The 21,320-nt window shown below is 64.7% G+C and carries 14 protein-coding genes; 8 read left to right on the plus strand and 6 right to left on the minus strand.

What is annotated here, in order from left to right:
* Positions 1–127 precede the first annotated feature (127 nt).
* From recC to recD, 3 genes are read left to right on the plus strand one after another with little or no spacing between them, the layout of a single operon-like run.
* On the plus strand, positions 128–3,733 hold the full coding sequence (gene recC, locus HV773_RS16930; RefSeq protein WP_246282299.1) for an exodeoxyribonuclease V subunit gamma: 3,606 nt from the start codon (positions 128–130) through the stop codon (positions 3,731–3,733).
* Positions 3,730–7,581 carry an exodeoxyribonuclease V subunit beta gene (gene recB / locus HV773_RS16935; protein ID WP_246282300.1) on the plus strand — a complete coding sequence of 1,284 codons (3,852 nt, stop codon included), beginning with the start codon at positions 3,730–3,732 and terminating at the stop codon, positions 7,579–7,581. The genes recC and recB overlap by 4 nt, the downstream gene beginning before the upstream one ends.
* Positions 7,578–9,863: an exodeoxyribonuclease V subunit alpha gene (recD, locus tag HV773_RS16940; protein WP_246282301.1), complete on the plus strand. Its 2,286-nt coding sequence runs from the start codon at positions 7,578–7,580 to the stop codon at positions 9,861–9,863. The genes recB and recD overlap by 4 nt, the downstream gene beginning before the upstream one ends.
* A 127-nt stretch (positions 9,864–9,990) precedes the next feature.
* Here the strand turns inward: recD and HV773_RS16945 are convergent, their stop codons facing one another.
* From HV773_RS16945 to HV773_RS16960, 4 genes are all read right to left on the minus strand, one after another.
* Positions 9,991–10,416 carry an organic hydroperoxide resistance protein gene (locus HV773_RS16945; protein WP_175195718.1) on the minus strand — a complete coding sequence of 142 codons (426 nt, stop codon included), beginning with the start codon at positions 10,414–10,416 and terminating at the stop codon, positions 9,991–9,993.
* Positions 10,417–10,673: 257 nt separating this feature from the next.
* Complete coding sequence (locus tag HV773_RS16950; protein WP_175195720.1) at positions 10,674–11,240, minus strand: TetR/AcrR family transcriptional regulator; 567 nt, start codon at positions 11,238–11,240, stop codon at positions 10,674–10,676.
* Between the two features lie 113 nt (positions 11,241–11,353).
* The gene (locus HV773_RS16955; protein WP_175195722.1) at positions 11,354–11,989 is read right to left on the minus strand and encodes a LysE family translocator; all 636 of its coding nucleotides are present in this window, start codon (positions 11,987–11,989) and stop codon (positions 11,354–11,356) included.
* 195 nt (positions 11,990–12,184) lie between these two features.
* Positions 12,185–12,901 carry a CerR family C-terminal domain-containing protein gene (locus tag HV773_RS16960; RefSeq protein ID WP_175195724.1) on the minus strand — a complete coding sequence of 239 codons (717 nt, stop codon included), beginning with the start codon at positions 12,899–12,901 and terminating at the stop codon, positions 12,185–12,187.
* A 112-nt stretch (positions 12,902–13,013) separates the two neighbouring features.
* On the opposite strand from HV773_RS16960, the gene HV773_RS16965 reads away from it, so the two are divergent.
* The 3 genes from HV773_RS16965 to HV773_RS16975 are packed head-to-tail and all read left to right on the plus strand — an operon-like array spanning position 13,014 to position 17,235.
* Positions 13,014–14,150 carry an HlyD family secretion protein gene (locus HV773_RS16965; RefSeq protein ID WP_175195726.1) on the plus strand — a complete coding sequence of 379 codons (1,137 nt, stop codon included), beginning with the start codon at positions 13,014–13,016 and terminating at the stop codon, positions 14,148–14,150.
* Positions 14,143–15,738, plus strand: a complete 1,596-nt coding sequence (locus tag HV773_RS16970) for an MDR family MFS transporter (protein WP_246282302.1) — start codon at positions 14,143–14,145, stop codon at positions 15,736–15,738. The genes HV773_RS16965 and HV773_RS16970 overlap by 8 nt, the downstream gene beginning before the upstream one ends.
* A gap of 18 nt (positions 15,739–15,756) precedes the next feature.
* Positions 15,757–17,235: an efflux transporter outer membrane subunit gene (locus HV773_RS16975; protein WP_175195727.1), complete on the plus strand. Its 1,479-nt coding sequence runs from the start codon at positions 15,757–15,759 to the stop codon at positions 17,233–17,235.
* A gap of 78 nt (positions 17,236–17,313) precedes the next feature.
* On the opposite strand, the gene HV773_RS16980 is transcribed toward HV773_RS16975, so the two are convergent.
* Entirely contained in the window at positions 17,314–18,756 is a 1,443-nt protein-coding gene (locus HV773_RS16980; protein WP_175195729.1) for an NAD-dependent succinate-semialdehyde dehydrogenase, read from the minus strand.
* Positions 18,757–19,262: 506 nt separating this feature from the next.
* Here HV773_RS16980 and HV773_RS16985 point away from each other — a divergent pair.
* Both HV773_RS16985 and HV773_RS16990 read left to right on the plus strand, forming a co-directional pair.
* Positions 19,263–20,060, plus strand: a complete 798-nt coding sequence (locus tag HV773_RS16985; protein ID WP_246282303.1) for a DUF2092 domain-containing protein — start codon at positions 19,263–19,265, stop codon at positions 20,058–20,060.
* Positions 20,061–20,104: 44 nt separating this feature from the next.
* The gene (locus HV773_RS16990; protein WP_175195821.1) at positions 20,105–20,629 is read left to right on the plus strand and encodes a hypothetical protein; all 525 of its coding nucleotides are present in this window, start codon (positions 20,105–20,107) and stop codon (positions 20,627–20,629) included.
* A gap of 88 nt (positions 20,630–20,717) precedes the next feature.
* Here HV773_RS16990 and HV773_RS16995 read toward each other — a convergent pair whose 3' ends face one another.
* Positions 20,718–21,071 carry a DUF1330 domain-containing protein gene (locus tag HV773_RS16995; RefSeq protein WP_175195731.1) on the minus strand — a complete coding sequence of 118 codons (354 nt, stop codon included), beginning with the start codon at positions 21,069–21,071 and terminating at the stop codon, positions 20,718–20,720.
* Positions 21,072–21,320: the final 249 nt, after the last annotated feature.

Raw genomic sequence — 21,320 nt, forward strand, 5'->3', positions numbered from 1 at the left:
CAACAAGCAGTAACAAGCAGCAACAAACACCACCAGGCGACATGGCCGCATTTCTTACGCATCGACTCCGCCCCGGACCCTGCTCCTCTCCCGCTGTAATTTCCACCATGGCTCACGGAGGCCGCGTTTGAGCGCGCGTGAATTGCCCGCGGGGCTGATGCTCGTCCACGGCAACGAGCCTGAGCGGTTGCGCGACCTGATCGTGCAATGGATCAACCAGCACCCGATCGCGCCGCTCGAAAAGGAAATGTTGCTGGTGCAAAGCAACGGCATCGCGCAATGGCTCAAGCTTGCCTTTGCGGCCGACCCCGAGGACGGCGGCTGTGGCATTGCGGCCGCGCTCGAAATGTCGCTGCCGTCGCGCTTTCTCTGGGCGGTCTACCGCGCCGTGCTGGGCGAGGACGCGGTGCCGCCGGTTTCGCCGTTCGACAAGTCGCGCCTCGTCTGGCGTCTCATGCGCATGTTGCCCGCGCTGCTCGATACGCCCGGCTATGAGCCGCTCAAGCGCTTCATGGCGAACGACGAGGAGCAGCGCAAGTGTTTCCAGCTCGCGCAGCGCGTAGCCGATTTGTTCGACCAGTACCAGGTTTATCGCGCCGACTGGCTCGCTGCGTGGGCCGCGCACGACGACGTGGTGATCGACGCGCGCAACAACCGTGTGCCGCTGGCCGACGATGCGCGCTGGCAGGCCGCGCTCTGGCGGGCGCTGCTCGACGACGTGAGCGCGAGCGCGCCTCAAGGCAGCACGGCGGCGCTCACAGGCCGCGCCGCCGTGCATGAGCTTTTCATGCAGCGCGCGCAGGCATGGCAGGAAGGCGATACGCGCCCGCGGGGGCTGCCGCGCCGCCTCGTGGTGTTCGGCATTTCGAGCCTGCCGCGCCAGTCGCTCGAAGTGCTCGCGGCGCTCGCGCGCTGGAGCCAGGTGCTGCTGTGCGTGCACAACCCGTGCATGCATTATTGGGCCGATATCGTCGCCGACCAGGATCTGCTGCGCGCCCGGCACGCGCGCCAGCGCCGCCGTGCGGGCGCGCCCGCGGTGCTCGACGAATCACAACTGCATCTGCACGCGCAGCCTTTGCTGGCGGCGTGGGGCAAGCAGGGGCGCGACTTCATCGGCCTGCTCGATGAATACGACAGCGACGAAGCGCGCGAGACCTACGCGCCGCATTTCACGCGCATCGGCCAGCGCATCGATCTGTTCGATGGCGGCGATGCGCACACGCTGCTTCAGCAATTGCAGGACGACATTCGCGATTTGCGGCCGCTCACGGAAACGCGCGAGCATTGGCCCGCCGTCGATCCGCAAGTGGACGAGTCGATCCGTTTTCACGTCGCGCATAGCGCCCAGCGCGAAGTGGAGATCCTGCACGACCGGCTGCTCGCGGCGTTCGCGTCGGACCCGGCTTTGCGGCCGCGCGACGTGATCGTCATGGTGCCCGATATCGAGGTCTACACGCCGCATATTCAGGCCGTGTTCGGCCTCGTCGATAGCGACGACCCGCGCTATATCCCGTTCAGCATCGCGGACCGCGCGCAGCGCGCGTTCGATCCGCTGATCGGCGCGCTGGAAATGCTGCTCTCGCTGCCGCACGCGCGCGTGACGGTCAGCGACGTGCTCGACCTGCTAGAAGTGCCGACCGTGCGTGCGCGCTTCGACATCGAGGCCGAGGATGTGCCTACGCTGCGCAACTGGATCGATGGCGCGAACATTCGTTGGGGCCTGCACGGCGAGCAGCGCGCGAGCCTCGGGCTGCCCCCGGGCGAAGACGCGAGCGCGCCCAATAGCTGGGCCTTCGGGCTGCGGCGCATGCTGCTCGGCTATGCGGCGGGCGATCGCTCGGGCACGTGGCGCGGCATCGAGCCGTATGCGGAAATCGGCGGGCTCGATGCCGCGCTGCTCGGGCCGCTCACGCGTCTCGTCGATGCACTCGATCACGCATGGCGCACGCTGCGCGATCCGGCCAGCGTGGACGTCTGGTGCGAGCGCCTGCGCGCATTGATGGCCACGTTCTTTGCCGCTGACGAAGGCGAGGATGCCTATACGCTCGAACGTCTCGCGAGCGCGCTCGATACGTGGCGCGAAGCGTGTGACGAGGCCGCGCTCACGAATGCGTTGCCGCTTGCGATCGTTGCGGAGAACTGGCTCGGGCAGCTCGACGGCGGCGGCCTCGCGCAGCGCTTTTTCGCGGGCGCGGTAACGTTCGCGACGCTCATGCCGATGCGTGCGATTCCGTTTCGCTACGTCTGCCTGCTCGGCATGAACGACGGCGACTACCCGCGCAGCCGCACGCCGCTCGATTTCGACCTGATGCGGCGCGACTACCGGCCCGGGGACCGCTCGCGCCGCGAAGACGATCGTTATCTGTTTCTCGAAGCGCTACTTTCTGCACGCGATCATCTGCATATTTCGTGGGTGGGCCGCAGCGTGACCGATAACACGCCACGTCCGCCCTCGGTGCTCGTCGGCCAGTTGCGCGATCATCTGAAGACTGGCTGGCGGCTCGAGCACGACGAGGACGATGCGTCTCAAGCACCGCAGGCGCTGCTCGATGCGCTGACGATCGAGCATCGTCTGCAACCATTCAGCCCGGACTATTTCCCCGCTGACCAGAACAGCGCAACGCTCTATACCTATGCGCACGAATGGAGCCGTCCCGCACCGCTGGCCGGCGCGGCGCAGGCGGATGCGCCATTGCCCGCGTCCGAGCGCGATGAGCCGCTTTCCGTGCGTGAACTCGGCGAATTTCTGCGCGATCCGGTGCGCGCCTTCTTTCGTCAACGCTTGCGCGTGGGGCTCGAAATGCAGGACGAGGCGAGCGAGAATCACGAGCCCTTTGCAGTGGATGCCTTGCAGGCGTGGCAACTGCAGGACGAATTGATTCGCGCGCAGATGACGGCGCTGGAGCGCGGCGAGGAAGATCTCGAAGCCGTGGCGCGCGCGCGGCTCGATCGCATGCACCGCAGCGGCGATCTGGCGGCGGGCGGCTTCGGCGAGGTCATCGGCGAGGAATTGCTCGCACCGATGCAGGACCTGTTCGACGCATGGCGCAAGGCGCTCGCGCGCTGGCCCACGCCGCTTGCGCGCCAATACGAAATTCGTCTCGATGTGCAGATCGATGGCCGCGCGATAGTGCTTCAGGACTGGATTGACGACGTGCGCGAAGGCGAGGGCGGTGCACTGGGGCGCGTCATTCTCGATGCTGGAACGCTCGTGAAGGACAACAAATATCGCGGCGATCGTCTCGTCGCTTATTGGGTCGCGCATGTCGCCGCGCAACTCGCGGCGGGTGCGGTGACCACGGTGATCGTGAGCAAGGTGGGCGTGGTGGAGTTCGCGCCCGTCGCGCCGGAAGTCGCGCGCCCGTGGCTGCTCGCATTGCTCGCGGCCTGGGACGAAGGCGGGCGCAGGCCGTTGCCGCTTGCGGTGAAGACCGCGTTTGCGTGGCTGCGCAAGCTGCCGGCGGAATTCGATCCGGCGTCTTCAGCGGCGCCGCCAGAGGCGTGGGATGCTGCGCGCACGGCGTATGAGGGAGCCGTGCGTGTGACCGGCGAGCGTGATACCAACCCCTATCTGCGCAGGGCGTTTGCCGATTTCGATCGGCTCGCGGAAGACGATGAATTCGTTGCGCTGGCAACTTCATTGCTGATGCCGGTGCAGCGGGCCCCGCTTGCCTCGTCGAAGCCCGAGCGTGCCGCGCCGAATGTTGCCGATACCGCTGGAGAAGCCGAATGACCCCGCACGTGACCCCGCACATGACCCCGGCGGACGACATGGTTGCCGACGTGCTGGAGCCGTTGCGCTTTCCGCTTCATGGCAGCCGCCTGATCGAAGCGAGCGCGGGCACCGGCAAGACGTTCACGATTGCGATGCTGTACGTGCGGCTCGTGCTTGGTCACAGCGGGCAAGACGCAGACGCTGAACATGACGAAACGGCGGGCGCGCACGAGGGCATGCGCCCTTTGACGCCACCCGAGATTCTTGTGGTGACCTTCACGGACGCCGCCACGAAGGAGCTGCGCGAACGCATTCGCGCACGATTGATCGAAGCGGCCGAGTATTTTCGCGCGCTGCCCGAAGACATTGGGCTGCGTTCGCCCGGCAGCGATCTGTTGCACGATCTGCGTGTGGAGTACGCGCCCGAGCGGTGGCCCGCATGCGCGCGACGCCTCCAGCTCGCCGCCGAATGGATGGACGAGGCCGCCGTTTCTACGATCCACGGCTGGTGCAATCGCATGCTTAGTGAGCATGCGTTCGATAGCGACAGCCTTTTCTCGCAGACGCTGGAGACCGATCAGACCGAATTGCGGGCCGAGGTGGTGCGAGACTATTGGCGCACTTTCATGGCGGCGCTCGATGCGCAGGGCGCGGGGGAAGTGCGGGAATGGTTCGCGAGTCCCGATGACTTGCATGGCGCGATTCGCGGCTTGCTTGCGCACACGGATCTGCTGCCCGATGCGCCGGCGCCCGAGGTAGCATTGCGCGATGCCCGCGAGCGGGCCCAACAAGCGCTTGAAGCGCTCAAGGAACCGTGGCGTGCCGGCGTCGACGAAGCGCAGGCGCTGATCGCAGCAGCGCGCGCAAAGAAGCAGTTCGACGCGAAGAAGCTGAATACCCGGTACTGCGAAATGTGGTTCGAAAAGCTGCGTGAGTGGGCGAACGATCCGCTGAGCACTCATCCCGGCTTCAAGGACGATGCAGCAGTGTGGACGCGTCTCACGCCAGCCGGGCTTGCCGAAATCTGGAAGGACGGCGAGCCGCCCGCTCACGCGTGCTTCGCTGCGATGGCGACGTTGCGCGAGGCGCTCGCTGCTCGCCCCGAGGCGAAGCTGCCCATTCTGTGCCACGCCGCGCGCTGGATTGCGCAGCGCTTCGAGCAGGAAGAAGCCCGTCGTTCGCAAATGGGTTTCGACGACTTGCTCACGCGTTTGCTTGCCGCGTTGAAGAAGCCCAACGGGCCGCGTCTTGCCGAGATCATTCGCAAGCAATATCCGGTTGCGCTGATCGACGAGTTCCAGGACACCGATCCGGTGCAGTATCAGATCTTCGATTCGGTCTACGACATCGAAGCGAGTCGCAGCGAGACGGCCATCGTCTTGATCGGCGATCCCAAGCAAGCGATCTATGCGTTTCGCGGCGCCGATATTTATACCTACTTGCGCGCGCGGCGCGCGTGCGCGGGGCGTCTTTATACGTTGAAGAAGAATTTCCGCTCCACGCGCGCGATGGTCGATGCGGTGAACCGGTGCTTCGAAGCCGCGGAATCACGCCCGGAAGGCAGCGGTGCGTTTCTGTTTCGCGGCGCGCAAGGCGAGACGAATGCGTTGCCGTTCGTCGCGGCTCAGGCGCATGGCCGTGCCGACGAACTGGTTGCGGGCGACAGCGCACTCGCGGCGCTGAACATATGGTGGTTGCCGGCCCCGGAAGACGGCAAGCCGTTGAGCAAGACCGCGTATTTCGCCAGCATGGCTGCGAGCTGTGCGAGTGAAATGGTGCGTCTGCTCAATCTGGGCCAGGCGCAGGCAGCAGGCTTCGCAGGCGAGCATGGAATGAAGCCCTTGCGGCCCTCCGACATGGCCGTGCTCGTGAACAATCGCGACGAAGCGCGCGCGATTCGTGAGGCGCTCGCGCAGCGTGGCGTGCGCAGCGTTTATCTGTCCGATCGCGATTCCGTTTATCAAACGGCGCAGGCCGAGGAGTTGCGCTACTGGCTGGGCGCTTGCGCGGAACCCGACGACGGCCGCCTCGTGCGCAGCGCGCTCGCCACGGCTTCGCTCGGGCTCGTGTGGGGCGAGCTCGACGCGCTCGGCCGCGATGAAATCGCGTGGGAAGCGCGCGTGCTGCAATTCCGTGGCTATCGCGAGGTGTGGCGCAAGAAGGGCGTGCTGCCGATGCTGCGGCGTTTGCTCAACGACTTTCATGTGCCGCAGCGTTTGCTTGGGCTGAGCGCGGCTTCGGGCCTCAATGGCGAACGCGCGCTCACGAATCTGCTGCATCTGGCCGAACTGCTTCAGCAGGCCAGCACGCAGCTCGATGGCGAGCACGCACTGATTCGCTATCTCGACGAGCAGCGCGACGACGAAAGCGCAGGCGGTGGAGGCGACGCGCGCCAGCTGCGCCTCGAAAGCGATGCGGGACTCGTTCAGGTGGTGACGATCCACAAGTCGAAGGGGCTTGAATACCCGCTCGTGTTTTTGCCGTTCGCATGTGCGCATCGCGCCGTAAAGGACGACGACGTGCCGTTCAAATGGCACGATGAAAACGGCGATCTGCATGTCACGCTCGAAGCGGAACCACGCGTGCTCGTACAGGCCGACCGCGAGCGGCTTGGCGAGGATCTGCGCAAGCTGTACGTCGCGCTCACGCGTGCGCGTTACGCGACGTGGATCGGCTACGCCCCGGTGCAAAGCGTGGAAGCGAGCGCGTTCGGCTACCTCGTGGGGGGCGGGGCGGCGTTGCCGGCGGACCAGAGCGAGACACTGCTCGAAACATTGCGTGGATCGTGCGCGGACATTGCCGTGGCGCACGCGCCCGAGCCTGGCAACGAAATGTTCGCCCTGCAGGGACCGGACGCGGTGCGCGGGCGCGCCCGCATGTTCCCGCGCCGCGCACGCACGCCCTGGTGGGTCGCGAGCTATTCGAGCCTGAAGACGGTGGAGGGTGCACAAGATGCCTACGCGGCGCGCGTGGAAGAGGAGGCGCGCACGGCCCCTGACACGCGTGGCGAAGACGTGTTCCTCGAACTGCTGGGCGCAAGCGCGCCCATTGGCGAAGATGCCGAACTGGTCGTGACTGAGGCCAGCGCGATCGCACCGATGCACGGCTTTGAGCGTGGCGCGGATGCAGGCAGCTTCCTGCATGAACTGATGGAGTGGGTCGCGAACGAGGGCTTCGCGGAAATCGCGCTAGAGCCCGACACGGCGCGTTTGCGCGATATGATCGCGCGCCGTTGCAGCGTGCGCGGCTGGGATCGCTGGATCGACACGCTCACACAGTGGATGCTGGAATTCATCAGCATGCCTTTGCATTTGCCGCCGATCGACGGCGAGGCCGTGCCGCCCGTCCAGCTCTCGTCGCTCGACAAGCCGTCGTATATGGCCGAAATGGAGTTCTGGGTCGCGGTGCACAAGGTGGCCACGCAGGAACTCGATGCGTTGGTCACGGAAATGACACTCGACGGCGCGGCCCGCCCGCCGCTCGATGCGACGCGGCTGAACGGCATGCTAAAGGGCTTTATCGACCTCGTGTTCATTCACGAGGGCCGCTATTACGTGGCTGATTACAAATCAAACTGGCTCGGCCCCGACGACGCTTCCTATACACCTGCAAGAATGCGTTCGCAAATCCTCCACTCGCGCTATGAATTGCAATACGTGTTGTATCTGTTTGCGCTTCACCGCTTGCTCAAGTCGCGGCTGCCTGACTACGACTACGACCGCCACGTGGGCGGCGCGGTCTATATGTTCCTGCGCGGCGGCCACTCGCCGAGCCAGGGCTTGCATTGCGAACGCCCGCCGCGCGAACTGATCGAGCAACTCGATGCGTTGTTCGCGCATCACGGCGCGCAGGAGAACGCAGCATGACGAAGCGACGTACCACGGGGGCGCGCGAGCCGAAGGACGGCATAGGCGTGACTGGCGATCTGTTCGCGCAGTTCGACGAGCCGCTCGATGCCGGGCAGGACGAGACGGCGAATGAGCCGGTAGGCAGCACTGTTCAGTCCGATAGGGTTGTGCGTGCAACATCAATCGAATCGTCGGCGCAGATGCTCGGCACGCTCGGCCGTTGGGTCGAGCGCGGCTGGCTGCGCACGCTCGATGGCGCCTTTGCCCGCTTTCTGCTCGACGAAGCGCCCGACGCGCCGCCGCTCTTGTTGCTGGCCGCTGCGCTTGCGAGTCATCAATTGGGACGTGGGCATGTTTGTCTCGACTTGCAGGCGACGCTCGACGATCCGGCGTTCGCGCTTTCCTTGCCGCCCGACGGCCCGCAGTTGCCCACCGACGAGCCGCCGCTGCCGCCCGCCGAGGTGCTGGCTGGCGTGACGCTCACGCAGTGGCTGGGCGCACTCGACGCACCCGACCTGGCCGGGCGCGACCACGGCACCACGCCGCTCGTGCTGGCGGGCACGCGTCTCTATCTGCGGCGCTACTGGCAGTACGAGCAGGACGTGCGCGCGGGCATCGAGGCGCGGCTCGCGCTGGGCGCACGGCTCGAGGCTGGGTTGCCCGCATCGCGCGCGCGCTCGGCGCTCGACATTCTGTTCGAGCCGCGCCGCGCCGATGCGAAAGGCGCGGACTGGCAGAAGCTCGCTTGTGCGCTCGCAGCGCGCAGCGCCTTCGGCATCATCACCGGCGGCCCCGGCACGGGCAAAACCACTACGGTTGTGAAATTGCTCGCGCTATTGCAGACGCTTGCGCTCGGCCAGGCGGCAGAGGGCGGGCGGCCGCTGCGGATTCGCCTCGCGGCGCCTACCGGCAAGGCGGCGGCGCGCCTGAATGAATCGATCGCCGGGGCCGTCGCACGGCTGCCGTTCGAGGCGCTTGCGCAGCAGGTGGGCACACAGCAGGTGGATGCCGCCATGCTGCGCAGTGCGATTCCCACCACGGTGACCACCTTGCACCGCGTGCTCGGCACGCGGCCGGGCAGCCGGCGCTTTCGTCACGATGCCGGTAATCCGCTGCCCGTGGACGTGCTCGTGATCGACGAGGCCTCGATGGTCGATCTCGAGATGATGGCGGCCGTGCTCGACGCCTTGCCGCCCACGGCGCGTCTCGTCCTGCTCGGCGACAAGGACCAATTGGCCTCGGTGGAGGCCGGCGCGGTGCTGGGCGAGCTCTGCAACCGCGCGCGTGAAGGCCACTATACGCAAGCCTCGTGTGCCTGGCTCGAAGCCGCGACGGGCGAACGAATCGATGCCGGGATGCTCGACGCGCACGGCACGCCGCTCGATCAGGCGGTGGCGATGCTGCGCGAGAGCCACCGTTTCGCATCGGAAAGCGGGATCGGCGCGCTTGCCGAACTCGTCAATGTGGGCGATGCCACGGGCGTGGCGAAAATCTGGCGACACGGTTACGCGGATCTTGCACGGCTCATCTGCCCCGCGCACGACGACGCGCCGCTGCGCGCGCTGATCGTCGATGGCGTCATGAGCGAAACCCGCGCCGAACAAGATGCACGCGAGCGGCATGCGGACACCGCGCAGCGGCGCGGCTACCGGCATTACCTGGTCACGATGGGCGCTTTGCGTCCCGCGCCGGGTGCATCGCCCGAGGCGTTGTCCGAATGGGCGGCGGCGGTGCTGAAGGCGCACACGGAGTTCCAGTTGCTGTGCGCGCTGCGACGTGGTGCATGGGGCGTGGACGGGCTCAACCGGCGCGTCGCGCGGATTCTGCAGGAAGAAGGGCTGATCGATCCGCTCGGTGACTGGTACGCGGGCCGTCCGGTGCTCGTCACGCATAACGACTACGAACTGGGCTTGATGAATGGCGATATCGGCATCGCGCTGGATTTGCCGGTGGAGGCTGGCGCGCCCCCGGTGCTGCGCGTGGCGTTTCCGGCCGGCGACGGCACGGGCGGCGTGAAATGGGTGTCGCCGAGCCGCTTGCAGGGTGTCGAGACCGTATTCGCCCTGACCGTCCACAAGTCCCAGGGCTCGGAGTTTACGCACGCGGCGCTCGTGCTGCCCGATACCTACAGTCCGATTCTCACGCGCGAACTCGTCTACACCGGCATCACCCGTGCGCGCGCGTTTCTCACGCTGGCGCTTCCCGAAGGGCGTTCGGTGCTCGACCGCGCGGTGCAGGCGAAGGTCCAGCGTGCGAGCGGCTTGATGGCGGGTCTTGCCCGCGATGCCGCTGCTGCCTGAGGCCGGATGGCTGTATCGCCGGGCCGGAGTTTCTCATCCGATAGCGAGAAAATAAAACGGTCGAGCCGCGCAGGCCTGCGCGGCTCGACCGTTCCGATCGGAAATCGAGAAAATATCCGGCGCGTCGTTAAACGATCGTCAGCGTGACGTCGATGTTGTTGCGCGTGGCGTTCGAGTACGGGCACACGATATGGGCCTTTTCGACGAGCGCCTGAGCGGCGGCACGATCCATGCCGGGCAGGGAGATGCGCAATTCGACTTCAATGCCGAAACCGTTGGGGATCGCGCCGATGCCCACGCGGCCAGTGATGGAAGCGTCGGCCGGAATGGCGATCTTGTCGCGCGCCGCGACGAACTTCATCGCACCGATGAAGCAGGCGCTATAGCCAGCCGCAAACAGTTGCTCGGGGTTGGCGCCGTCGCCGCCCGCGCCGCCCAGTTCGCGCGGCGTGGTGAGCTTGAACTCGAGATTGCTTGCGGGCACCACGGCGCGGCCATCGCGGCCACCGGTTGCGGTTGCTTCGGCGGTGTAGAGAACTTGTTCGATCGACATGACTGACTCTCCTGGGTGAGCGATGCAGCAGGTAGCGCTGCGGGTGTGAAGCGGTTGAAAATCGGCTGAATCATTAGTCGTCCAGACCGGACGCGGTCTTCGCGACGAACCGTGCTACGGCGCTACAGCGACGATAACGATCATACGTGGCGTTCGCGTGATCATCGTCGCCTTAGTGCTATCTATTAATAGATAGACAAATGGTGCTGCAAAAAGGCGGCAAGCCGCCTTCGTACAAATATTTCCGATCGTCCCTATCAGGGAACGGCTTTCCACGTTGCTTCCACGTCTTCGAGCCGCGCCTTCGTATGAAACAGTCGGCTTGCCAGTACGCTGCCCTGCAGCGCCGCGAACAATGTGCGCGCCGCGCTTTCGGGCTTGCCGCGCGCGACCAGCGTGCCTTCCTCTACGCCTTGTGCCAGCACTTTCGCGAGCCACGATTCGTTGGCGCGGAAAAACGCTTGCACGGCCTCACGCACCGTCTCGGGCAGCGTTCCGATGTCGGCGGCCAGCATGCCGCACAAGCAGATCTGGTCGCCGTCACCAAGCGTCTTGCCGAACATCCGCGTATATCTCGTGAGTTTCTCGTTTGCGGGTAGCGCTGGGTCCACGGTCTGCAAGGCACGCATGACTTCGCCGCTGTACTGATTCACCGCTTCGAGCACCAGGTCGTCTTTCGACGGGAAGTAATAGTGAATGCTCGACGTTTTCACGCCCACGAGTTCCGAAAGGTCGCGATAGCTGAAGCCGTTGTAGCCGCGCAGCATCATCAACGTGATGGCGTGGTCCAACACCTGCTCGCGTACTGTCAACTTCGTTTCCATGGGCTTCAATTTATCTACTGGAAGGTAGATTGTCAAGTGCCGAAACGAAATTTAGTTTCCTTTGCTCGCCGGCGCTCTGTGGCGCTCCACGCTGCTCCGTGAACAGCCGTGCTTCAGAGCCCCCGCCGGCCCGCGCTGAGGATCAGCCGCAAGCCGAGTGCGGCGATCGCGCCCGCCGCAATGCGGTCGATCCAGTGCTTCGCGCGCAGATAGAGATCGCGCGGGCGCTGGCTCGAAAAGCAGAGCGCGACCACGGTGTACCAGCCGGTTTCGATCGCGAACACGAGCGGCGGCAACGCGAAATAGCACCAGAGCGGCGGATGCTGCGGGAGCAGCGCCACGAAGATGCTGCCGTAAGCCACGGCCGTTTTCGGATTACTCAGTTGAGTCGTCAGGCCGGTCCAGAACGATTTGCCCGGGCGCGCGTCCTGCGCCTCGCTCTTGTCCATCGTCACGGGCTGACCCGCACCGCGCCAGATGCGCGAGGCAATGTAGAGGAGATAGAGGCCGCCTGCGATCTTGAGCCCGGCATAGAGCCAGGCGACGGTGGAGAGGAGCGTATAGAGCCCCGCGAGCGCAATGCCTGCAAAGCAGATCGCGCCGATGCCCATGCCGAAAGCAGTGGCCACGCCGTCCCGGCGCGACAGGCCGATCGCGTTGCGCGCGACCATCACGAAGCTGGGGCCGGGGCTCATCGCGCCGAGCAGGACGGCGGCGAGAATGCTGAGGACAGCGGTAGTGGGGGACATGGCAAGGCCGGTTGCGCGGGGAATGAATTTTTAACACTAGCACGCACATAGGCACTTCGCACGGGCCAATTGGCGATGCTCGAGTGCGAAAGTGTCCATGCGGTTCGGCGTTTCCGAAGCGAATCGAAATGCCGGCTTGGTACCGGATCGGAAACTCGCGCAAGCGCCCGCTGCTTTGCGGGGATCAAGCAGGCCTCAAGCCTCGCGTGCGTCGCGCTCCCGGCTCCAGTGTTCGAGCAGCACACGTGTTTGCTCGCCAATGTTCGCCTTGAGGAACTCGGCTTTCGCTGCGTCGATGTCGTTCCATTCGAGCATCGAGAGCGTCGAGCGGCGCGCAACATAGAAAAGCAGAAACTGCCCGTAGAGACTGAACATGCGCACGATGGTGAGCGGATCGTCGGCGCTCAGGCCCGTGATACGGGCCAGCAGTGCCGAGTTCACTTCGTTCAGTGGCATGCGCACGCGCTCGCGCAGCACCTCGGTGCCGATTTCGGGCTCACCGCCGCCTTGCTCGCGCGCGAAAAAGAGCCGCTGGTCCGGCTCGCAGTGCTTCACAAAGGTGCGGTCGGCTACCGTGCGCTGGATGTCGAGAAACGCTTCGATGAGCACGGCGGTGTCGGCGTCTTGTTCCAGCGCCGCGCGGGCGCGCAGCACGGCGGGCTCGAAGGCCTCCCACGAAGCGTCGGCGAGCGACTCGGCGCACGCGCGGTAAAGCCCTTCCTTGTTCTCGAAGTAGTACTGCAGCGCCGGTGCATTGACGCCGGCACGCGCTGCGATGTCCCGTGTCGAGGCGCCCTCGAAGCCGTGCTGCCCGAACAGGCTGATGGCGGCTTCGATGATCTTGCGGCGCGTTTCGTCGCCGCGCGCATAGCCGCCCGCCGCCGGGCGGCGCAGTCGTTTTGGTTCGTTCATAAGCATCCGGTTAGCGCCCACGCTTACGGAAATATATCACTTGACACAATTTTTCCGAATGGAATAATTTTGCCAACTGGAATAATTCCGATCATTTGAGGTTCAGGCAAACATGTCTACGACTGCGGGGACATCGGGGCGCGAAGCGTCGAGCGATGCCGTTTCGGCTGAAAAGCGCGGCACGAAGCGCATCGTGCTGGTGGGGCTCGGGCTTGTGGCGCTCGTTGCCGCGGTGGCATGGGGCGGCCACTGGTGGTTGGTCGGCCGCTTCATCGAGAGCACCGACGACGCCTATTTGAAGGCCGATAGCGTGACGATCGCGCCGAAGGTGAATGGTTACATCACCGATGTTTATGTGGCCGACAACCAGGCGGTGAAGGTCGGCGACCCGCTCGTGAAGCTCGACGCACGCCAGTATCAGGTGGCGCTCGATCAGGCGAACGCGACTGTGGACGCACGCAACGCGGACATCCAGCATGCCGAGGCGCAGCTCGCGCAGCAGCATGCCAACATTGCCCAGACCCAGGCGCAGCAGGAAGTGGCGCGCGTGAGCCTGCGCCATGCGCAAGACGAAGTTGCGCGCTATGCGCCGCTTACTGCCATCGGCGCGGAAACTGCAGATCGTCTCGCGGAACTCAAGAGCCAGCGCGATCAGGCCCAGGCCAAGCTGGCCGCCGACACCGCCGCTGTGGAAGCCGCGCGCTCGCAGATTGCAGCGCTCACCGCACAGATCGCGCAGGCACGCGCGCAACTCGAGGCGGCACGCGCCAACGCCGCTCAGGCGCAACTCGATCTGGATAACACCGTGGTGAAGAGCGCGCTCGCGGGCCGCGTGGGCGATCGCACGGTACGCGTGGGCCAGTATGTGCAGCCCGGTACGCGCATGCTCACCGTGGTGCCCGTGCAGCAGACTTACCTCACCGCGAATTTCAAGGAAACGCAGATTGGCCGCATGCGTGTGGGCCAACCCGTCGAGATGCATGTCGACGCACTGCCGGGCCATACGCTGCATGGTGTGGTGGACAGCTTCTCGCCGGGCACCGGCGCGCAGTTCGCGTTGCTGCCGCCCGAGAACGCTACTGGCAACTTCACGAAGATCGTGCAGCGTGTGCCGGTACGCATCCGTGTCGACACCGGCCCCGAAACGCGCGGCGTGCTGCTGCCCGGCATGTCCGTGACTGTGGACGTCGACACGCGCTCCGCCCGCGAGGACGACCGCCGCATCGACGCCGAGAATCATCGTGGCTGAACACGCGGCGGGACAGGCGGGCGGGGCGCATCCGCACGGCGAGCGCGCGAGCGTGGCCGACTGGGTCGCGGTGGCGGCCGGCGCGCTCGGCGCGCTGATGGCGACGCTCGACATCTCCATCACGAACTCGGCGCTGCCGCAGATTCAGGGCGAAATTGGCGCGACCGGCACCGAGGGCACGTGGATTTCCACGGGCTATCTGATGTCCGAAATCGTGATGATTCCGCTTGCTGCGTGGCTCACGCGGGTCTTCGGACTGCGAAAGTTTCTGCTCGTCAACTCCGCGCTTTTCATCGGTTTTTCTATGATGTGCGGCTGGTCGAATTCGCTTGGACTGATGATTGCGGGGCGCATCGGCCAGGGCTTCACGGGCGGTGCGATGATCCCCACGGGTCAGACCATCATTCGCACGCGTCTGCCGCTCTCGCAGTTGCCGATCGGCATGACGGTGTTTGGCCTCATCGTGTTGCTCGGGCCGCTGCTCGGACCGGTCGTGGGCGGCTGGCTCGCGGAGAACATCAGCTGGAGCTGGTGCTTCTTCATCAACCTGCCCGTGTGTCTTGCGCTCATCACGCTGCTGATCGTCGGGCTCGAGCCCGATCGCCCGCATTGGGAAGCGTTTTTCAAGGCTGACTGGATAGGCATCGTCGGGCTGGCCGTGGGCCTGAGCTCGCTCACGGTCGTGCTCGAAGAGGGGCAGCGCGAGCGCTGGTTCGAATCGAACATGATCGTCACGCTCACGTGGGTGACGATCGCGGGGATGGCGCTCATCGCGCTTTCGCAATTCACGGCAAAAAAGCCGATTCTGCGCCTTTCGCTCATGCGCAATCCGCGCTATGCGAGTGTGATTGTGATCGTGTTCGCAGTGGGCGCGGGGCTTTACGGCATTTCCTATTTGCTGCCGCAGTTCCTGGCACTGGTCGCGGGCTATAACGCGGAGCAGTCGGGCGCGATCATGCTGCTTTCTGGCTTGCCCGCGTTCGCGATGATGCCGGTGCTGCCGCGCCTGCTGGGCAAAGTGGATTTTCGTGTGCTGGTGGTAAGCGGGCTATTGCTGTTCACGCTGAGTTGCATGCTCGATATTTCGCTTACCGCACAGAGCGTGGGTCACGATTTCGTCTGGTCGCAACTGGTGCGCGGCACCGCCCAGATGCTCGCGATGATGCCGCTCAATCAGGCTTCGATGGCCGCTGTTTCGCGCGAAGATTCCGGCGACGCGGCAGGGCTCTATAACATGGCGCGCAATCTGGGCGGGTCGGTGGGGCTTGCGATCATCGGCACGCTCATCGACCGCCGCGAGACCTATCACGTGGCCGTGCTGCGCGAGTCGGTCAGCGCCAATTCGCTGATCGGTCAGGAACGCCTGGCGGCGGGCGCGGCGAACTGGTTCACGCAAACCGGCGACATGGCTTACTCGCAGATGCGCTCGCTTGGCCAGATCGCGTTGCAGATCCAGCAGCAAGCACTGGTTATCACGTTCTCCGAAACATTCTGGGTGCTCGGCATCGCGCTGGCGGCATGCGTGCCGCTGGCGCTCCTGCTCAAGAAACCGCAGCCCGGCGTGGATACGTCGTCGGCCGGCCACTGACGCTTTGACTTCTGACTCATGACGGCAATTCGTTCTTTCCGATCCGCGGCAATCGCGCCGCTTACGGTACTGACGGTGCTGGCCGCCGCATGTGCGCTCGTAGCCTGCACCGTGGGCCCCGACTATCGCGGCGCACCGGCGGTCGCGCCGGAGGCGGCCAGCGCCGCGACCTTCGTTCGCACGCCCGCGCAGGGCGTGACGCCCGAACGCGCGCCCAGTGAATGGTGGCTCGCGTTCGACGACCCGCAGTTGAATGCGCTGGTTGCCGCTGCATTCGAGCACAACCCCGATCTGCGCGCCGCCCAGGCGCGGCTGCGCCAATCGCGCGCGCAGTTGCAGCAGCAGCGCGCAGCAGAGCTGCCCAAGATCTCGGCCAACGCCGCCGCGCCGCGCTTGCGCGAGCCCAATCTCAACGCATTCTCGCAGCAGCCCGGCAGTTCCGGGGCGGGGCGCGGTCCGTTGCAGTTTTACACCGCCAGCTTCGACGCATCGTGGGAGATCGATCTGTTCGGCGGCACGCGCCGTGCGGTCGAGGCGGCAAGCGACGAAGCCGATGCGGTTCAGGCCGATCTCGCCGATGTGCAAGTCTCGCTCGCCGCTGAAGTGGCTCAGGCCTACGTCGATTTGCGCGACGAACAGCAGCGCCTCGCGATTGCGCAGCACAATGCCGATTTGCAGCAACAGATGCTGACGTTGACTGAGCAGCGGCGCGCGGGCGGAACGGCGGCGGACGTGGATGTCGAGCGATTGACCACGCAGGTAGAGACCACGCGCTCGACGCTCGCGCCGCTCGCGGCACAGGTGGAAATGTCGCTCGACCAGTTGGCGGTGCTCACCGGCAAGGCGCCGGGAGCGCTCGATGCCGAACTGGCCGCACCGCGCGCGCTGCCGACGCTGCCGGCCTCGGTGCCGGTGAGCGACCCCACGACGATGCTCGCGCAGCGTCCCGACATTCGCGCGGCCGAGCGCCGGCTGGCATCGAGCAATGCGCAGATTGGCGAACATGTGGCCGACTTTTTGCCCAAGCTAACGCTGTTCGGCAGCTTGGGCTTCACCGCGGCCGACCCGGGCCATCTGATGCGCAAGAACAATTTCAGCTGGGCGGGGGTGCCGTATCTGCAATGGAACGTCTTCGACTTCGGTCGCACACTGAGCGCCGTGCATGGCGCCGAGGCCGCGCGTGACGAAGCGGAGGCGCGCTACGAAAAATCTGTACTCGCGGCGCTGCAGGACGCGAACGGCGCGCTTTCGCGCTATGGCTATCAGCGCGAGCATCTGCTGACGCTGCAAAAGGTGCAGAACTCGGCGCAGCGTTCGGCCACGCTAATGCGCGCGCGCTATCGCGCCGGGGCGTCGACTCTCGTCGATCTGCTCGACACGCAGCGCGCCGAATTCCTCGCGCAGCAAGACGTGATTGCGGGGCAGGCGCAGTTGCTCAAGGACTTTGTTTCGCTTCAGAAAAGCCTGGGGCTCGGCTGGCGCAGCAACGCCAGTTGAGCGCGTGGAATCTCGCTTTCTCTGATCAACCAAAGCGCGCCGCGCGCGAAACCCTTTCGCGCGCGGCGCGTTCGTCTATCAACGATGCTCGGTGACGAACTTGGTCACGAGATACGCTTCCATGGCCTCGGTGCCGCCTTCCGAGCCGTAGCCCGAGTCCTTCACGCCGCCGAACGGCACTTCGGGCAGGGCGAGCCCATGGTGGTTGATGGACAGCATGCCCGTTTCGATGTCTTCCGAAAGCGCCGCCGAGGTCGCGCTCGAACGCGTATAGGCATACGCGGCGAGGCCGAAGGGCAGGCGATTCGCTTCGGCCACGGCGTCTTCGTAGCGCGAGAAACGCGTCACGGGCGCGAGCGGGCCGAACGGCTCTTCATTCATGATGCGCGCGGAGAGCGGCACGTCGGTCAGCACGGTGGGCGCGAAGAAGTAACCTTCGCGGCCCACGCGCTCGCCGCCGGTCAGCACTTTTGCGCCGTGCTCGCGTGCGTCGGCCACGAGGCGTTCCATGGCGGCAAGGCGCCGGTCGTTCGCGAGCGGGCCCATCTGCACGCCAACGGCCAGGCCGTTGCCCACCTTGATGGCCTTGGTGGCCGCCACGAAGTGCTCGAGGAATTCGTCGTACGCGGCGTCTTCAATCATGAAGCGCGTGGGCGAAATGCACACCTGGCCCGCATTGCGGAACTTCGCGCCGGCGAGCAGCTTCGCGGCGCGCGGGATATCCGCGTCGGCGAACACGATGGCGGGCGCATGGCCGCCAAGCTCCATCGTCGCGCGCTTCATGTGTTCGCCGGCCTTGGAGGCCAGCAGCTTGCCCACTGGCGTGGAGCCGGTGAACGAGATCTTGCGGATGGCCGGATGCGCGATCAGATACGACGACACTTCCGAAGGCACGCCGAACACGAGATTGAGCGCGCCCTGGGGCAGGCCCGCGTCGATGAACACTTGCACCAGCGCCGCGCAGCTCGCGGGCGTTTCTTCCGGTCCCTTGAGCACGACGGTGCAGCCCGATGCGAGCGCCGCTGATACCTTGCGCACCGCTTGATTGAGCGGGAAGTTCCAGGGCGTGAAGCAGGCGACCGGGCCCACGGGCTCGCGCGTGACGATCTGGCGGACCGCGTCGGTACGCGAGGGCACCACGCGTCCATAGGTGCGGCGGCCTTCTTCGGCGAACCAGTCGATGACGTCGGCGCCCGCGAGCGTCTCGCCCTTCGCCTCGCCCAGCGGCTTGCCTTGCTCGCGCGTCATGATCGCGGCGATGTCGGCGGCGCGCTCGCGCAAGATGTCGGCGGCGCGGCGCATCAGCTTGCTGCGTTCGAGCGGCGAGACTTTGCGCCATGTGCTGAAGGCTCGTGCGGCGGCGGAAGCGGCGTCCGAGAGGTCCTGCTCGCTGGCGAGGCTCAGGCGGCCGATCTCCGCCTCGGTGGCGGGGTCGATCACGGCGATCGTCTTCGCGCCGGCGCGCCATGCGCCATCGACGTAAATCTGGGTATCCGGATAGGGCTTCACGCTGGAACTCATGATCGAACAATCCTCTTCAACGGTGCAACGGTGGGGAAGCGGGCGCCGCGCGCGGCAACGCGGGAGGCGCCGTGGCCGGGAACTGCCTGAGAGCCGTCCATTCTGCCATCGCCGCGCGCATTCTGCAGGCTCGTGCCTCCCCGGCCCGGACGGGTTCGGCTGGGCGCTAGCTCGACAGCATGACGGGAGCAATAGCGGGCTTTGCCTGGTCACCACTTCATTTGAGTCGACGCAAACCTGCGAGATGACCCAAGCGCTATGCTTGCGGCCGGCATCCCTATTTGCGCATTGGTGCATTTGTGGATTTGCTGTTCGAACCCGAATCTTTACAGTAGCCTCAATTAAATACGTGTTTGCCTTCCTGAAACTTGCCTGAATCTATCGGTGATGAAATTCATGAAACAGACGTAAGGTTACATTGCTGTTCCGCGACACAAACGACTATTCAGGGATTGAAGTTCAACGTTGCGAAATCGGCCTGCGAGGCCAATTAGAGGAGAAGAAGAGTGACGCAAAAGTTTACCAAATTGGCACTTGCCGCCACGATTGCTGGCGCATTATGTGCTTCGGGAGGTGCCGCAATGGCGGCATCGAAGGCAGCCGCACCGTCTGCCGCGCATAAGCCTGATCCAGCGGCGATCGACGCCCTGGTCAAAATGAACAGTTACTTACAAACCGTCAAGCAATTCGATCTCGATGTCGATTCGACGACCGATCAGATCATGGTCGATGGTTCGACGACGCAACTGATTCAGATGTCGCACAACACGAAGATGACGGTGAGCCGCCCCGACTCGCTGAAGGCGGATATTGTCGGCGGCGCGCCGGGAAACAGCCGCCACGCGGTTTATGACGGCAAGACCTTCACGCTCTATACGGAGCCGGCCAATTACTACGCGACGGTTCCCGCGCCGTCGACGATCAAGGAGCTGATCAGCGATCTCGAGTCCAAGTATGGGGTTGAGTTGCCGCTGAACGACATCTTTTCGCTGGGCGCGGATCCGGCTGCCTTTAGCCGGGTGATTTCGGCGGTCTATGTAGGCGACGAAGTTGTAAGCGGAAATACATGTTCGCACTATGCTTATCATGAAAAGCATATCGATTGGCAAATCTGGATTCAGAAAGGCGATCAGCCGCTGCCATGCAAGCTGAATATCGTGACGTCGGCGGACAAGGAACGGCCCCAATACACGGCCGTGTATCACTGGAATCTCAAGCCCGAGATCACGCCGACGACATTTAAATTCACGCCTCCTGAAAATGCACATCAGATCAAATTTGTGCAATCCAGCGACGCCCAATAATATTTCTATATACAGGGATCACCATGCACTCGAAAAAATTCTTGATGACAGCGGTCGCCGCGCTGTTAGCGGCGGGAGTGGCAACGACCGCCGGCGCATTTCAGACTCGGGGCGGCGCGCAGACCTCGGTGAGCGCTGCTAACCGCCAGGGCGCGAATCCGGCCAATGTCGAGGCGCGGCAAGCCGGCCGCACCGCACGCACATCCGATCGCCAGCAAACCATGCAGCAAACCAGTGCGAACCGGGCCAACGCAGCCACGAACATCAGCAACAACCGTGCGAATGTCGCGAACAACGTCAGCAATAACCGGACCAATGCCGTCAATAACTACAACAACAATAACAACAACTGGTACAACGACCACCCGGTTGCAACGGCAGCTGCCGTAACCACGGCGGTGGTCGGGACGGCGGCCGTGATCGGTTCCATCGTCCATACCTTGCCGCCTAGCTGCTCGGCCATGACCGTCAATGGCGTGACGTATCAGCAATGCGGCTCGTCGTGGTATCAGCCGCAATATTCAGGTACTACCGTGCAATACGTGGTGGTTAATGCGCCCCCGCACTAAGTCACGCAGGCGTTTGTGTTCGGGCCGGGGCGCGTAGACCGGGTCGCGATAGACCGGGTCGCGTAGACCGCATCGCCCCGGCAGGCAATCAAGGGGCGACGCCGGTTGCGGGCATAGGAGCGCCCGCAAGCACGTCGGTGGCGCGGTGCGGCTGCGCCACCTGATCGATGAGGAACACGTCGCCGCTCGCGTGCCGCGTGCGCAGCGGCAAGATGGCCTGATAGGCCTTCGAGCAGTACCACGCGCGTGCGCGCTTGCGGTCGTCGAATTCGATCACGATCAGGTTGCCCCTGAACTTCCCTTCGAGCCGCTCCACGGGACCGCCATGGATGATGAAGCGCCCGCCGAACGGGGCGAGCGTGGCGTCGATTCTCTCCAGATACTCGACGATATCGGCGCACAGTTCAGTCTCGTGCAGATGGGCGATGGCGTAGGTTGTCATGGCTGTCCTCGCGGGCGGTGGCAAATGGGTAGCAAACGGGTAGCAAACGGGTGGGAACTGCCAGCGAGGATAGGGCCGAGGACGAGGCGAATCGATTACCTCAGGGGTAATGCAAAAAAGTGCTTGCAAATGCCTAGGGAAAACCCTAGAATGGTTTCGTCTCCTCCATGTCTCCTCCTGATATGGATTTAGCCCGCCCACTCAGGCGGGCTTTTTCTTTTCCGGCGTCGCAAATGCCTCACGCGCGCG

The organism is Paraburkholderia caffeinitolerans (assembly GCF_902859945.1).
In the GTDB taxonomy this organism is placed as follows: Bacteria; Pseudomonadota; Gammaproteobacteria; order Burkholderiales; family Burkholderiaceae; genus Paraburkholderia; species Paraburkholderia caffeinitolerans.